The organism is Polaribacter glomeratus, from assembly GCF_002954665.1.
In the GTDB taxonomy this organism is placed as follows: domain Bacteria; phylum Bacteroidota; class Bacteroidia; order Flavobacteriales; family Flavobacteriaceae; genus Polaribacter; species Polaribacter glomeratus.
In genome coordinates this window covers 1533181-1547533 of record NZ_MSCM01000002.1, presented here as the reverse complement: position 1 = coordinate 1547533, position 14353 = coordinate 1533181, and the positions used below count along the sequence as shown (strand labels likewise).

Below are 14353 nucleotides of genomic sequence, written 5' to 3'. Positions count from 1 at the left end.
TCGGATTTTTTGTTTTAAAAGTACTTTAAACTTATTTCAAATTATCAATCATCGTTTTAGTCATTAGCTTTAAGTTATAATCTGGTTTCCAATTCCAATCTTTTCTGGCATCAGTATCATTAATAATTTTTGGCCACGAATCTGCTATACCTTGTCTAAAATCTGGTTTGTATTTAATTTTAAAACCTGGATAGTGTTCTTTTATAGATGCTGCAATTTCCTCTGGATTAAAACTCATACCGGCTAGGTTATAAGAAGTTCTAATAATAATATTTTCTCTAGGCGCTTCCATCAACTCTAAAGTAGCCCTAATTGCATCATCCATATAAATCATAGGCAAAGTTGTTTTAGCTGCTAAAAAGCACTCAAACTCTGCATTTTTTATAGCTTGATGATAAATATCAACTGCATAATCTGTTGTTCCTCCTCCGGGTAAAGATTGATATCCAATTACACCTGGATATCTAAGAGAACGAACATCCAACCCATACTTTTGATAGTAATAATGAATCCAATTTTCGCCAGCAGCTTTACTCATTCCGTATACAGTTGCAGGTGTTAAGTTTGACGATTGCAGCGTATTTTCTTTATCGATGTTATTACCAAACACAGCAATTGAACTAGGAAAAAAAACTTTTTCAACTTTATGTAATCTAGAAACTTCTAAAACATTGAATAAGGTTTTCATGTTTAAATCCCAAGTGCCTAAAGGATTTTGCTCTCCTTTTGCTGATAAAATAGCAGCTAAATGATAAATCTGAGTAATTTTATTTTTCACAACAATCTCTTCAACCGCTTTATAATCCGTAGCATCTAAAGTTATAAAATTATCTGCAGAAACATTTTTTTTAAATAAATCTGATGTAATTACAGAACCATCACCATAAATTTGACGCAGTTCATGAGATAAAACAGTTCCTAATTGACCATTAGAACCAACAATTAAAATAGTATCTTTTTTCATTTCTTATAAATTCTTAAAAAAAATGAAATTATAGTATTTATCAATAAAAAGAGCATATCTACTTTAATTTATACTAAAATAAGTGTTTTAGTCTTTCTTTTAACCCATAAAAAGTTTTTTTATCTTTTAATGTATTAAATTTATGGTTCTAAAAGACAAATATGCTGCATTCAGAAAAAATAGACGAAACAGATCTTAAAATTTTAAGAATATTACAAAAAGACGCTAAAAAAACAACCAAAGAAATTGCTGAAATTCTAAACCTAACTTCCTCCCCTGTTTATGAAAGAATTAAAAAATTAGAAAAACAAAAGCTGATAAAAAAATATGTGGCAATTTTGGATAAAAAAAAGTTAAACATACCAATAACCGTAATTTGTATGGTTTCCTTAAGATATCATAACGAAGGATTTATTGATAAGTTTGAGAAACAAATTAAAGAACTAAAAGAAGTACAAGAATGTTATCATATGGCAGGAAAAGTTGATTTTTTCTTAAAAATAAACATGGAAAGCCTCGATAATTATCATGAATTTGTAAGAACCAAATTATCAAGAATTGAAAATATTGGTGTACTAGAGAGCTATTTTGTATTAAAAGAAATAATGTCTAGTACAGAATATTGTATCTAATAAATTTTAAAAATTATTTTAAAATTTCTTTCATAATTTTTATGTGATGATTCGTATGCAATCCTATAAATTTTATGGTTTGCTTTTTATTTAATTGCTTAAATAACGGATGCGTAAAAAATTGATTGTCATCAAAACCATTTATAGATTCTAGATTTTTTCTAGCTACAACTAATTGATTCTCAACAGCTTCTTTTAAGATGATTTCTGGCGGTAAAACTCTTTTAGGTGCTTTTGCTTTTCCCCTAGGAAAAGACCCTAAAGTAAAAGTTACCAGCCGTAACAAATTAAATTTCTTCTCGTAATTAGTAGGTTTTGATTCTTTTATATTCTCATAAACACTATTAATCACTTTTAAAGAATGATCTAAATGCCAACCAACACTTCCTTTAGAAACCTTTAAGTCTTCTTTTTCTAGGTGCTGTATGTTTGCTTTTATAAAGCTAAATTCTTTGTGTAACATTTGGTCTTTCAATTTATACTAATATATGTAAATATAGTTCAAAAAAAAATCCAGCTAAAAGCTGGATTGTAATTTTATTTCATCATTTTAAGATTCGTAACCTCTAAATTAGTAAGCTCTCTCCATCTTCCTCTCGGTAAATTTTTCTTCGTCAATTCAGCAAAAACAACTCTATCAAGTTTATTTACTTTATACCCAACATGTTCAAATATTTTACGAACAATTCTATTTCTACCAGAGTGAATTTCGATTCCGATTTCTGTTTTTGGTTCACCATTCACATACGAAATCGCATCAATAAATACTTTTTTACCTTCAATAACAACTTCGCCTCTTAGTTTTTCTAAATCATTTAACTCTAATTTACGATCTAAAGAAGCATGGTATAATTTACGTACGTTATGCTTTGGGTGTGTTAATTTCTTAGCTAAATCTCCATCATTTGTAAACAATAATAAACCGGTAGTATTTCTATCTAATCTTCCTACAGGATAAATTCTTTCTTTTGATGCATTCATAATCAATTCCATAACTGTTTTTCTACCACGCTCATCATCCATGGTTGTTATGTAATTCTTTGGCTTATTTAAAAGAACGTATTTCTTTTGTTCTGGAGTTATTGAGGTTCCGTCGAAACGAACAATATCGTCTGGCTGAACCTTGTAACCCATTTCTGTAACCAATTTACCATTTACCTCTACACTTCCGTGTTCTATATATGTATCTGCTTCTCTACGCGAACAAACCCCAGAATTAGCGATATATTTGTTTAAGCGAATTCCAGATGAATCGTCAGATTTTTTAATGGGAGTAATCTTCTTAAAGTCTTTTTTAACGATTTTTCTGCTTAGTGGTGTGCTTTTTTTAGCGTCTCTTTGAAACACAGGCTTGTTAGCATCTTTTTTAAATGTGCTTTTTTTAGGATCTCTTGGAGAAGCACTTTTGCTGCCTTCTCTTTGAGAAGTGCTTTTTTTAGTATCTTTTTGAGGTCTACCTTTATTACCTTCTTGTCGTCCTCGCGACGAGTTTTTATTTGATTCCATTTTTAAAAATTTTTGCAAAGATACTCAAATAGAATCTCTAATTCAATCTATCAATTACTTTTTCTAAAAGCATTGATGTATCAATAAAAACCAAACTAAAAACACCTATTAATAATAAGATTTTTAGAATGTTATGTAACAATGTATAGTTGCTTTGTTGGTTTGATTTCCAGAGATAAAAACCCACATAAAACAGGGTGAAAAATGACAAATAAAAAAAATATTTCATGTAGCTTAATGCAGGATGATTCAGCAAAAATATAGTTGGAAATAGTGTTAATACAAGTAAAAAAGTAGATAATTGCTTTGTTTTTACTTCTCCATAAACAATAGAAAAAGTCTTATAATTATTAGCTAACGCACCTTTTATATTTTCTAAATCTTTTATCAACTCTCTTACCATAATTAGTAAAAACAAGAAAATTGCATGCACAAAAATAATTTTTGAAAAATTTTTATAGTAAACAAATACTGCAAAAAAAGGTAAAATAGTAAGTATAGTCGCAGAAATTAAACCTGTAAAAGCATATTTTTTTAATTTGTGAGAATAAAACCAAATAGAAAAAATATAAACCGAAAAGAAAAGTGCAGATTTAAAAGATACAAATAAACCAAAAGCAAATCCTAAAAAATTTAAGAAGAAATAGAGCGATAATTTCGTCTCTTGCTTTACGTAATTATCTAAAGAAGTTTTTAAAGGCCTGTTAATTCTATCTACCTTAACATCATAAAAATTATTTATAATATAACCAGCTGCTACAACACAAACTGAAGCAATTACGATGTAAAGTAAATCTATATCAAATACAACTTGTCTTATTGATTTTTCTGATGAAAAAATAAAAATAGAGGCTAAATACTGGGCAAAAATTAAAATAAGAATGTTGTACCCTCTAACAACAGATAGTAAGCTAACTATTTTTTTTAAGAATATCTTCGTCTTTGAAGACCCCATAAATTCCATGTTAGAACCTGTAAACCAGTTCTGTTTTGTAATCTTTTAAGCTTTTCTGTGCTTTCTCGTAATCTTCGGTAAAACCTAAAATATATCCACCACCACCAGAACCACAAAGTTTTAAATAATAATCGTTTGTTTTAATACCCTTTGCCCATACTTTATGAAAAGCATCAGGTATCATTGGCTTAAAATTTTTAAGTACTACTTGAGATAAACTTTTAACGTTTGTAAATAAAGACGCTACATTACCATGTAAAAAATCGTCAATACAAGCATCCGAATAGGTAACAAACTCTTCATTTAACATTTTTCTAAAACCTTCATTTTTCATCTTATTCATAAAGATGGTAACCATAGGCTCAGTTTCACCAATTTGCTCTGAATCTAATAAGAAAACGGCTCCTTTTCCTTCTTTTTGAGACGGAATTCCTGCTGGCTCTATATGTTCTCTAGAATTGATTAAAATTGGTAAGCTTAAATATGAATTTAAAGGATCTAAACCAGAACTTTTACCGTGAAAAAAAGACTCCATCAAAGAAAATATTTCTTTTAACTTTAGAAGCTTTTCTCTTGTTAAATTCTCTAAAACTGTAATTTTATCTGCAGCATATTTATCATAAATTGATGCCACTAAAGCACCAGAACTTCCTACTCCATACCCTTGAGGTATTGAAGAATCGAAATACATCCCTTTTTCTAAATCAGCTTTAAACTTTTTTAAGTTAAAAGAAACTAACTCAGAATTTAAAGCAGCTATGTAGTTGTAAAATTTATACAAATTTTCGTTTGAAGCTTTTGCCTTGCCTTCTAAAACTTTTGTTGTTTTTAAACCTCCTCTATAGGCATTAAAGGGAATCGCTAATCCTTTAGAATCTTTTATGATTCCGTATTCTCCAAAAAGTAGAATTTTAGCGTAAAATAGTGGACCTTTCATTTTCTTTTTCAATTACAGTGCAAAAATACAAATTATATTACTAGGTATTACTTTTTAAATATTTTTATAAAAAGTCTTCCAAATTCCTACTTTCTCTCCGGCGCTATATTTACCACGAGACTGAATTTTACCGTTTTTATAAAATATTTTCCAAATTCCTTCACGTAAACCATTCTCGTATTTTCCAAGTCTCTGGGTTTCTCCTGTATCATAATATTCAAAGAAATTGCCTTCTGGTCTGCCATCTATATAGTTCACTTTTTGAAAAACCTTTCCGTTTTCATGAAAATAATTCACTTTTCCTTGAAATTTCTCTATGTTCGCTTCGGATGTTTTACTATAACCCTCCATTTGTACTTTTCCAGAAATATAATAATCTACAATCCAAAAACCATTATCTTTTTTCTTTGGATTTGGCCTGTAATACGCAGCTTTTTCTTTGGTTGATACTTTCCAATTAGAATCAAACCAAACGGTTTCTTGGGCGTAAGCAGAAGTTGTTAAAAACCAAACAACTAATGCAATCAGTGACGTTGAAGTTTTCATAATATTATGTTTTTGGTTGCTGAGAATTTTAGAACATTTTTGCTCCAAAACCTACAGTATCACAAATATACTGATTTTTATCGCAGTATTTAGATAATTGACTCTCAATAATTTGCCCCACGTTTTCTTTTTCCTTTTCTGGAAACAACACATGCACATTTGCGCCAGCATCTAAGGTAAAACAAATTGAACTCTCGTTTTCTTGACGATATTCCCAAATTTTGTTGATGATTTCTAAAGTGTTTGGTTTCATCAATATAAAATAAGGATTGCTTGTTAACATCATTGCGTGCAAGGTTAACGCCTCACTTTCTACCAAATTGATAAAGTCTTTTGCATTTCCTTCTTGAAGGATTTTAGACATTTTAGCCAAATTTTCATTTGCTTGTATAAAACGATTTTCCGCAAAAGGATGCTCATGCATTAAATTATGACCAACCGTACTAGATACTTGCTTCTCACCCTTATCAACCAATAAAATTACATCTTGATAATTTTCAAAAATAGAATGTACTTTGTAAGGAAATTGGACTCCAAATAAATCTGAACTTCCTTCTATTTCTGCATGTTTTCCCCAAACAACCAAAGGGCCTTCTATACTTCTACTTGCACTTCCAGATCCTAATCTTGCTAAAAACGAGGCTTTTTTATTGCTGTTTTTTGCTGATAAATCAGCATTAAGTTCCTTCTCTAAACTCATTAAACACATCGCAATAGCGCTTAATCCGCTTGCCGAAGAAGCTATTCCGCTAGAATGCGGAAAAGAGTTTTCTGAATTAATTGTCATTTTATATTCTAAAATATAAGGACAATATTGTTGCACTCTCTTAAAAAATTCTGCAATTTTTGGTTTAAACTCTGCTTTCTCTTTTCCTTCAAAAAACAAGTTAAAAACTGCCTCGTTAGACTTTTCTTTCTTTACAAAATCTATCGTAGTAATAGTATGACAATTATTCAATGTAAAACTGATAGAAGCGTTTTTTGGGATTTGAGGATTACTTTTACCCCAGTATTTTACAAGCGCAATATTACTTGGTGTTTGCCATGTAAAACTTGCTCTATCTATATTTTTTAATGCCGATTTAACTAAAAACTGATCTGTATTCAAAGTCTAAAAATTTTGAAACAAAGATAAAGTATTACACTAGACTTCTGCTAATTTTTGTAAAACGGATTCTTTATAACTTCTACTTATTGGCAAAGCTTTTTGATTTATTTCTATAAATTCGTTGGTGTACGAAGTAATATTTTGAAGAGAAATTATAAAAGATCTATGAATTCTGATAAATTTTTTAGAAGGTAATTTTTCTTCTAAACTGCTAATAGTCTCTCTAATAACAATTGTTTTTTCTGATGTAAAAATCTTTACATAATCACTTAAACTTTCTATATACAAAACGGAATTAAAGTCAATTTTCACCATTTTTCTATCGGATCTTACAAACATAAAATCAGCATTATTTTCTGTAATTTCTAATTGTAAAACCTTCTGAACCGCTTGTAAAAACCGATCAAAAGAAATAGGTTTTAACAAATAATCGACCACATTTAAATTAAAACCATCAATTGCATATTCTCTATATGCTGTGGTAAAAATTATTTGTGCTTTTTGATCGATAATTTTAGCCAAACTTAAACCGCTAATTTCTGGCATATTTATATCTAAAAAAAAGACATCCACCGCATGTTCTTGCAAAAACAAAATAGCTTCAGAGGCATTTTTACAACTTGCAATTAGTTCTAAATTAGGAGTTTTAGCAATATACGTTTGTAGGATTTCTCTTGCCATTGGTTCGTCATCTACAACAACACATTTTAGTTTATTCCTCATTTTTGATAGCGATTTTTAGGCTGATTTTAAACATCTCCTCTTCTTGTAAGATTTCTAAAATATGTTTCTCTGGATACAACATTTCTAGTCTCTTTTTAATATTTTCTAAACCAATTCCGTTTTTAGAATGCTCTTTTTTAATTGCCGAATTTTCAATTCTAAAATTCAGCTCGTTTTCATCAACCTTTAAATAGATCTTTACTTTTACCACGCCAACAATTTGCGATCCATGTTTAAACGCATTTTCTACAAAAGGCAATACTAACATCGGTGCAATTTCAAGTTTTTTATCCATTAAATTTTTATCAAAAGTAACTTGTAAACCGTCTTGAAAACGTGATTTTTCTAAAGAAATATAATCTTCAATATGATTAATTTCGTCCTGTAAAAGCGCTTTTGGCTTATCCACTTGATATAAAATATAATCTAACAAACTAGCTAATTTTAAAATCATTTCTGGCGCTTTATCAGACTTTTTTAATGCAAATCCGTATAAAGTGTTTAGTGTATTAAACAAAAAATGCGGATGAATTTGCATCTTCAAAAACTTTAATTCTTGTTCTTTTAATTGCAATTGCGTTTGTAGAAATTTATTTTCTAAAGTTTTCTTTTCATCCAAAGATTTGTAATTCTGTTTTAAAATTTTAAAGGCACTTGCCAATACAATAATTAGCAAAACACAGACCAAAATAACACCAGCATTTTTAGTTAAAGCCGGCATTTTTTGATATTCTAAATTGTAGAAAAAAACAAAGCCAAAAACAACGGTCATTAAAACCGCACAAACAATAAAAACGCCTGCATAAAAAGTATATAAAATAAACTGTTTGTGTTTTTTAGTGATTAAAAAAACAGGAATTAAATAATACACAAAAACATAAGAAGCTACTATTGAAATGGTGCTTAAAATCGTTGAAAACCAAAAAATAAAGCTTTCACTTGTAGAACCTACACTAAAAAAACTTGAGAAGAAAAACCAAATCAACATCCAAAAAAGAAGATGTAAAAAGGCTTTCTTTAAAATTTTTGATGCAGATTTGTTCATCTTACAAATAAACTATTTTTTTAATTTGATCGCGCTAAAAATAGACGAAATACCGAATTAACAGGTGTTTTAACAATTTTTGCTTTAAATTCCTTAAAAATACGATATTTGTTAAAACCTAACCAGAATTGGTCGTTGGTCGCTAAAATAATTTCAACCACAATTTACCAAATACTTTAGCAGCATAATCTTAAAACATATATTATGAATTTTATTTTAGAAGGTGGACCAATTTTTATGGTTCCGTTAGTACTTTTATTAATTGTTATTGTGCTTTTATTTGTAAAAGGATTAAAGAACAACACTGATAAAAATCAGAAACTCATCAACTCTTTAGCATTATTTGCTTTTGTATTTGGCGTTTTGGGTTTTGTAATCGGCCTTTTAGGCGCTTTAGAAGATATAGCTGCTATGCGTGGCGATATTGCTCCCCAAGTTTTAGCTGGCGGATTTAAAGTTGGTTTGCTCGCTCCTACTTTTGGAATGGTAATTTTTCTTTTAGGAAAACTATTTACCATCATTTTAACTTGGATCAAAAAATAAGAAGCGGTTTTTTGTTTGTTAAGTTTGAAAAAGCATCTTTCTAATTTTTAGAAATGGTGCTTTTTTGTTTGTATTTTTGCCACTGATGAAACAAAAAAAAGTTTTCCTATTGTTAAATGGAGAAGCTCCAGAAACGCTTCCAGATGTATCAAACTATGCTCTTATTTGCGCAACCGATGGCGCTTATCATTATTTAGAAGAAAACAATATTGTACCAGATTTAGTTTGTGGGGATTTAGATTCATCGCAAGAAATACCTAAAAATATTGAAGTAATTCATACTCCAAATCAAGATTTTACAGATTTTGACAAAACGCTACAAATTCTATTAGATAGAGGTTTTACAGAAATTGATGTTTTTGGCGCCAGCGGAAAAGAACAAGATCATTTTTTAGGAAACTTGCATACGGCAATTCAATTTAAAGGAAAATTAAATCTTACTTTTTTTGATACCTACAGTCGTTATTTTTTAGCTGACAAAAGCACAGAAATCTCTAATTGTAAAGACCAAATTATTTCGTTAGTTCCGTTTCCAAAAGCAACAAATATTACTACCGAAGGATTACACTATTCTTTAAAAAATGAAGATTTAATTTTTGGAAAAAGAATTGGCACACGCAATAAAGCAAGTAAAAATAACATAAAAATCACTTTTGAAAGTGGAGAACTCTTCATTTTCATCAATCATAAAAAAGAAAATAATGAGTAAGAAAATAAAATTATTGTGGGATTTTAGAGGAGAAGATGCTAAAAAAACAGCAGAACATCACACTATTCATTTAAAAGAATTTGCAACCATCGAAAACTTAACTTTTCATGAAATTGATGTTGAAGAAAAAAACCCAATGTTATTCTCTGCATTTATAGTTGTTGATGAAACAGATATGAAAATTTATAGAGATGCTTTAAAACCGCATCGAGGAGAAGTTGCGTAGTTTAAGCTGTTTTTAATTTCAATAATTTTATGTTACGTTTCCTTTTGTTTAGCCTATTGTAACCCTTTAAGATATTGTTAAAAGACGCCCTTTAAATCTAGTTAATATTCAAAAAATCAATCTTCTTTTATGACTGTTGATAAAAATATTAAAATCAAAACAGCTATTTTAAAAAAAATTATTAATCATGTTCAATTATTGGTCTTTTGTCTAAATATAACATTTTGCAAACTTGTAAATTTATTCTTTAACTGACTATTTTATAAAAAAATAATTTCTAGAACAACAAAAAACTATATGCAAAGTAAGACAAGGAAATAATAAAGACCTCTTTTTCAATAATTTAAATATAATGACGTTATCTACACATAAAAGTTATATATTTACTATACTTAACCCCCATAACCCCCACTCGTCTGTACAAAACTACTTTTAGGCTTTTAATCCTATTTTTTTTCAAGAACAAAACTACTTTTGAGGCGTACAAAAAAACTTATATTATGAAAAATAGTAAAATCATTATTTTATTACTGATCTTAACAACTGTATTTCATAGTTGTATAAAACCAGAATATATCGCGGAACAAGATCCAGATGGTGAAACGGTAGACAAATTTGTAGTTCCTGCCAGTTTTGATTGGAAAACTACGCAAACCTTAAATGTATCTGTAGTTTTGCCAAATGATGGAGCTATACAACCCTTAATCATTACAAATAGTGCTGGTACAAAAAGATATTTTCAGGGATATCCTGATAATGGTTCAAGAACTGTAAATACATTAATCACTATACCGTCATATATAAATGAATTAAGGCTAATTTATAATGGTACCGAAGGACCAACTGTAGATTTAGTAAGTAAATCTGCATTATCCTATAATTTTAACACCGCTCTAAAATCAGCTAAAAAAAGTGCTGTTTCTCAAATTACACTTGGATCTATTTCAGACTTCACACTCTATACTGGCTCAGGAGCTGTATCAAACGTAGGTGTTTCTGATGTAACTGGTAATATTGGTACAACTTTAGGAGCTGTAACTGGTTTTGGACCGCCATCAATTTTAAATGGAATTATTCAAAATGCGAATGAAGTTACTTTACAAGCATCTTTAGATTTAAAAAATATGGTTACTCAAATAACAAATACAGTAACTACAAATGCATCACATGCCCCAGCTTTTGGATCTGAAACATTAAATCCGGGAGTTTATGCAGTTGCAGGTGCAGCGTCTATAGCAGGCACCCTTACCTTAGATGGGCAAGGAGACAGCAACGCACAATTTATTTTTAAAATTGGAGGTGCATTTACAACTGCCGCAGGCGCTACCGTGGTTTTAACAAATGGAGCTTCTTCAGAAAACGTGTTTTGGCTTGCTACCGGCGCAATAGCTATGGCTGCCTCTACAACAATGAGTGGGAATATTATTGCGAACCCAGGAGCAGTTTCTATGGGTAATGGCGGCGAATTAAACGGCAGGATGCTTTCTGTTACAGGAGCTGTTAGTTTACTTAATTGCAAAACTTTAATACCTCTTCCTTCATATACAGGAACATTAGCTTTTGAAGATTTATGGCCCGCTAAAGGAGATTATGACTTTAACGACCTAGTGGTAGATTATGACTTTAATATCGAGAAAAATAATCAAGAGGTTGTGCAAAGTATAACTGCAACTTTTGCTATTCAAGCATTTGGTGCTGCTACACACAACGGATTCGGATTTACATTACCAACAGTAAACCCTAACGATGTGGTTTCTGTTACTGGCTTCGATGTAGCAAACAATACCGTTTTTAATATTGGTAGTAACGGACTTGAAAGTGGTCAAAGCAAAACGACTATCATTGTTTTTGATGATACTTATAGAGTTATGCCAACATCAACCAGCGGAACTGGTGCAAATACACAATTAGCTCATGGGTATACAGAACCAGTAACTATTGTTGTACATATTATTTTAGCTGATAACGCAATCACATTTAGTGAATTAAATATTGGTACTTTTAATCCATTTATGATTGTAGCAACTTCTGTAAACGGATCACCTGGTTCTAGAGGTAAAGAAGTACACTTAGCAAATTACGAGCCTTCAGATTTATTTGATTCAAGTTATTTTGGACAATCAAGCGACGATTCATCTCCTGCTGACGGACGTTATTTTGTTACTGTAGATAATCTTCCATCAGCTATAAACATTGCAGAAAAATTTGATTGGGTCGTAGAATATCAAAGTATAACCGACGCGTATACAGTATTTAGAGACTGGGCAGAAAGTAGTGGAAGTATCTACGCAGACTGGTATCCAGCAAATTCAGATTTTAGAACTAACTGGATGATTTATCCAACTCAAGTTGGTAATTAAATATAGTTTAAAAGTAATCGCTTTTAAAGTGCTAAAACACGCTTCTCTTTTTAAAAAAAGAGAAGCGTGTTTTTTTTCTATTCTTATTTTAGAAACTTTATTAACAACTAAATAACGTAAAAAAAAACGTTACACTATACTTTTTAAAAATCAAAAACTTGTAAATCTGTCATGCTTCAAAAACATAATTATACACAATACATTTAAAAAAATCTAATTAATGTATCTTGCAGGTCTATCTAAATATGGAAATTATGATGAAAAATAGCGTAGTAAATTATATCAAAGTAGTTTTAGAAAATATGCCAACTAGTTGGTTAAATATAACAACTCATAGACTAGATATTTATGATGAAAAATTAGCTAAAACTCAGTTTTTAAATCAGTTTGAAAGTCTGTTTCTAGACAATAATTCTGAATCTTCTGCATTAAATGAATTACCAACTGCTTATGACTACATTCGCTTGGGGCATCCGTTATCTTGTGTATTAGAGTGGGGCATTGCTAAACTAAACCATCTAAAATCAGAAAATGTAATAAGTTTTTCTTCAAAAACAATTCCGGTTTTAGCAATTCTTAGAAAAAATTTATTACTAAATAAAAATACTCGAATTCTTTATTCTGATAAATTACCCGCATTTTTTGATGCAGAAATAGTAAAAGAAGTTTATGGTTATACGTTTGATTTAGAAAAAATTGAAAATGCCAACGCTATTTCTGAATTTAACGGAAGTACTATTTTTATTTCAGAACAAGATGCAATTAGTAGTATCAATAATGTTCAAAATATTGATTTTTTCATCAACGTATATGCGAAACTCGGAAGTGTTTTAGTAATAAATGGCGAACAAAATGAAACTTATATCTCAGAAATTCAGCACGTAAGAAGGCGAGAAACCATTGCAATGACACCAGCCAATTGTCTTGTTGCCTTAAATTCTTTAATAGAACAGTCATCATTTGAAAATCAGAAAAAAAATAATGAAACAAACAAAGTAGCTGTCTTAAATTCAATCAAAGAAGTTACAGGCACAATAGCAAAACCGTTGGTTGCATCTAGCGGATTGTCTATTCAATATGCAATTATGATGGGATTAATTCATTATGCGCAAGAAAATCATAAAGGAAAGGCTATAAAGTTTATTGTTCCAACAAATTGTTATGGCGGCACAAATGACCAAGCAAGACGAGTTGCTGCTTGTGTTGATAATGTTGAAGTAGTAGATTTACCTGTTGATGGTGATAATGATATGGTAAAAAGTATTCATGCTGTTCTAAATAAAATTGCAAACGAAGATGCAGTACCTTATATTATTGCCGAAATACCAACAAACCCAAGGGTTGAAGTTCCTGATCTTCTAAAATTGAAAGAAGCTCTAAGTGTGCCTCGTAAAACAGCAAACGGTGAACTAGCTATTGACCCAGTTTTTATTTTAGATCAAACATTTTGTCCTAATTTTCTCTTTTTAGGTGAAGGTAAAATACTCTCAACAGTGCGAGCAATTTCTTACGCTAGTGGATCAAAATTTCCAAGCGGAGGAGAATGTACCGCTGGATATTGTGTAGGTAATAAAAAAACAGATGCTTTAATGACAAAGATAGAATTACATCTAAATCTTTGCGATAACGAAGCAACGGATCTGCAATATGAAATATTAGCAAAACAGTTGCCGTCTATGAATCAAAGAATTATTGATGCTTATAAAAATACCCGTGAATTTGTAAATTTTATCCACGATAGTTTACCAGCAGCAAAAATTAATTTTGTTTCGGAAGAATTGGCATCACTAGGATTTACGCCTTCTGTATTTTCATTAGATTTGCCTACTAAAGGTGCTACAGATCAAGAGAAAGAAGCGTATAAGAGAGCTTTAAATTTAAAGTTAATCAATTTAATGATTACAGAAATACCTAATGAGAGCAAGTATTGTGTAAGCTACGGCCAATTAAAAGGTTGTTACTGGACGATTCCTGCAACCTCTACTCAAGGAACCACTAAAGAGGGCGATAAGGATTATATTATACGCGCATCACTTTCACCAAATTTAGATCTTGAACATCATAAAAAAGTGTTTTTAAAGTTTATTGAAACCATTTAA

15 protein-coding genes are annotated in these 14353 nt (G+C 30.2%); 6 read left to right on the top strand and 9 right to left on the bottom strand.

Going from position 1 to position 14353, the window contains the following annotated elements; all coding sequences use genetic code 11:
* Nucleotides 1-31: 31 nt before the first annotated feature.
* Complete coding sequence (locus tag BTO16_RS16860; protein ID WP_105022807.1) at nucleotides 32-964, bottom strand: NAD-dependent epimerase/dehydratase family protein; 933 nt, start codon at nucleotides 962-964, stop codon at nucleotides 32-34.
* Between the two features lie 161 nt (nucleotides 965-1125).
* Between BTO16_RS16860 and BTO16_RS16855 the strand changes: the two genes are divergently transcribed.
* On the top strand, nucleotides 1126-1596 hold the full coding sequence (locus tag BTO16_RS16855; RefSeq protein ID WP_105022806.1) for an Lrp/AsnC family transcriptional regulator: 471 nt from the start codon (nucleotides 1126-1128) through the stop codon (nucleotides 1594-1596).
* A gap of 13 nt (nucleotides 1597-1609) precedes the next feature.
* On the opposite strand, the gene BTO16_RS16850 is transcribed toward BTO16_RS16855, so the two are convergent.
* The 8 genes from BTO16_RS16850 to BTO16_RS16815 all read right to left on the bottom strand — a co-directional run bounded on the left by BTO16_RS16850 (nucleotide 1610) and on the right by BTO16_RS16815 (nucleotide 8416).
* Complete coding sequence (locus BTO16_RS16850; protein ID WP_146105423.1) at nucleotides 1610-2059, bottom strand: DUF1569 domain-containing protein; 450 nt, start codon at nucleotides 2057-2059, stop codon at nucleotides 1610-1612.
* 74 nt (nucleotides 2060-2133) lie between these two features.
* Complete coding sequence (locus BTO16_RS16845) at nucleotides 2134-3102, bottom strand: pseudouridine synthase (RefSeq protein WP_105022804.1); 969 nt, start codon at nucleotides 3100-3102, stop codon at nucleotides 2134-2136.
* Nucleotides 3103-3139: 37 nt separating this feature from the next.
* Nucleotides 3140-4057 carry a geranylgeranylglycerol-phosphate geranylgeranyltransferase gene (locus BTO16_RS16840; RefSeq protein ID WP_105022955.1) on the bottom strand — a complete coding sequence of 306 codons (918 nt, stop codon included), beginning with the start codon at nucleotides 4055-4057 and terminating at the stop codon, nucleotides 3140-3142.
* A gap of 10 nt (nucleotides 4058-4067) precedes the next feature.
* Complete coding sequence (locus tag BTO16_RS16835; RefSeq protein ID WP_105022803.1) at nucleotides 4068-4994, bottom strand: mevalonate kinase family protein; 927 nt, start codon at nucleotides 4992-4994, stop codon at nucleotides 4068-4070.
* Between the two features lie 54 nt (nucleotides 4995-5048).
* Nucleotides 5049-5540: a toxin-antitoxin system YwqK family antitoxin gene (locus BTO16_RS16830; protein WP_146105422.1), complete on the bottom strand. Its 492-nt coding sequence runs from the start codon at nucleotides 5538-5540 to the stop codon at nucleotides 5049-5051.
* A gap of 28 nt (nucleotides 5541-5568) precedes the next feature.
* On the bottom strand, nucleotides 5569-6648 hold the full coding sequence (gene mvaD / locus BTO16_RS16825) for a diphosphomevalonate decarboxylase (protein ID WP_105022801.1): 1080 nt from the start codon (nucleotides 6646-6648) through the stop codon (nucleotides 5569-5571).
* A gap of 36 nt (nucleotides 6649-6684) precedes the next feature.
* Nucleotides 6685-7371, bottom strand: coding sequence for a LytR/AlgR family response regulator transcription factor (locus tag BTO16_RS16820; RefSeq protein ID WP_105022800.1), 687 nt, complete (start codon nucleotides 7369-7371; stop codon nucleotides 6685-6687).
* Nucleotides 7361-8416: a sensor histidine kinase gene (locus BTO16_RS16815; RefSeq protein WP_105022799.1), complete on the bottom strand. Its 1056-nt coding sequence runs from the start codon at nucleotides 8414-8416 to the stop codon at nucleotides 7361-7363. The genes BTO16_RS16820 and BTO16_RS16815 overlap by 11 nt, the downstream gene beginning before the upstream one ends.
* A 204-nt stretch (nucleotides 8417-8620) precedes the next feature.
* Here BTO16_RS16815 and BTO16_RS16810 point away from each other — a divergent pair, with 204 nt between their 5' ends.
* From BTO16_RS16810 to BTO16_RS16790, 5 genes are all read left to right on the top strand, one after another.
* Nucleotides 8621-8959 (top strand): MotA/TolQ/ExbB proton channel family protein, encoded by a 339-nt coding sequence (locus tag BTO16_RS16810; RefSeq protein WP_105022798.1) that lies wholly within the window; start codon nucleotides 8621-8623, stop codon nucleotides 8957-8959.
* A gap of 85 nt (nucleotides 8960-9044) precedes the next feature.
* Nucleotides 9045-9668 (top strand): thiamine diphosphokinase, encoded by a 624-nt coding sequence (locus BTO16_RS16805; RefSeq protein WP_105022797.1) that lies wholly within the window; start codon nucleotides 9045-9047, stop codon nucleotides 9666-9668.
* The gene (locus tag BTO16_RS16800) at nucleotides 9661-9894 is read left to right on the top strand and encodes a hypothetical protein (RefSeq protein WP_105022796.1); all 234 of its coding nucleotides are present in this window, start codon (nucleotides 9661-9663) and stop codon (nucleotides 9892-9894) included. Before BTO16_RS16805 ends, BTO16_RS16800 begins: the two co-directional genes overlap by 8 nt.
* A gap of 500 nt (nucleotides 9895-10394) precedes the next feature.
* Nucleotides 10395-12254 carry an LruC domain-containing protein gene (locus BTO16_RS16795; RefSeq protein ID WP_105022795.1) on the top strand — a complete coding sequence of 620 codons (1860 nt, stop codon included), beginning with the start codon at nucleotides 10395-10397 and terminating at the stop codon, nucleotides 12252-12254.
* 254 nt (nucleotides 12255-12508) lie between these two features.
* Nucleotides 12509-14353 (top strand): PLP-dependent aminotransferase family protein, encoded by a 1845-nt coding sequence (locus BTO16_RS16790; protein WP_105022954.1) that lies wholly within the window; start codon nucleotides 12509-12511, stop codon nucleotides 14351-14353.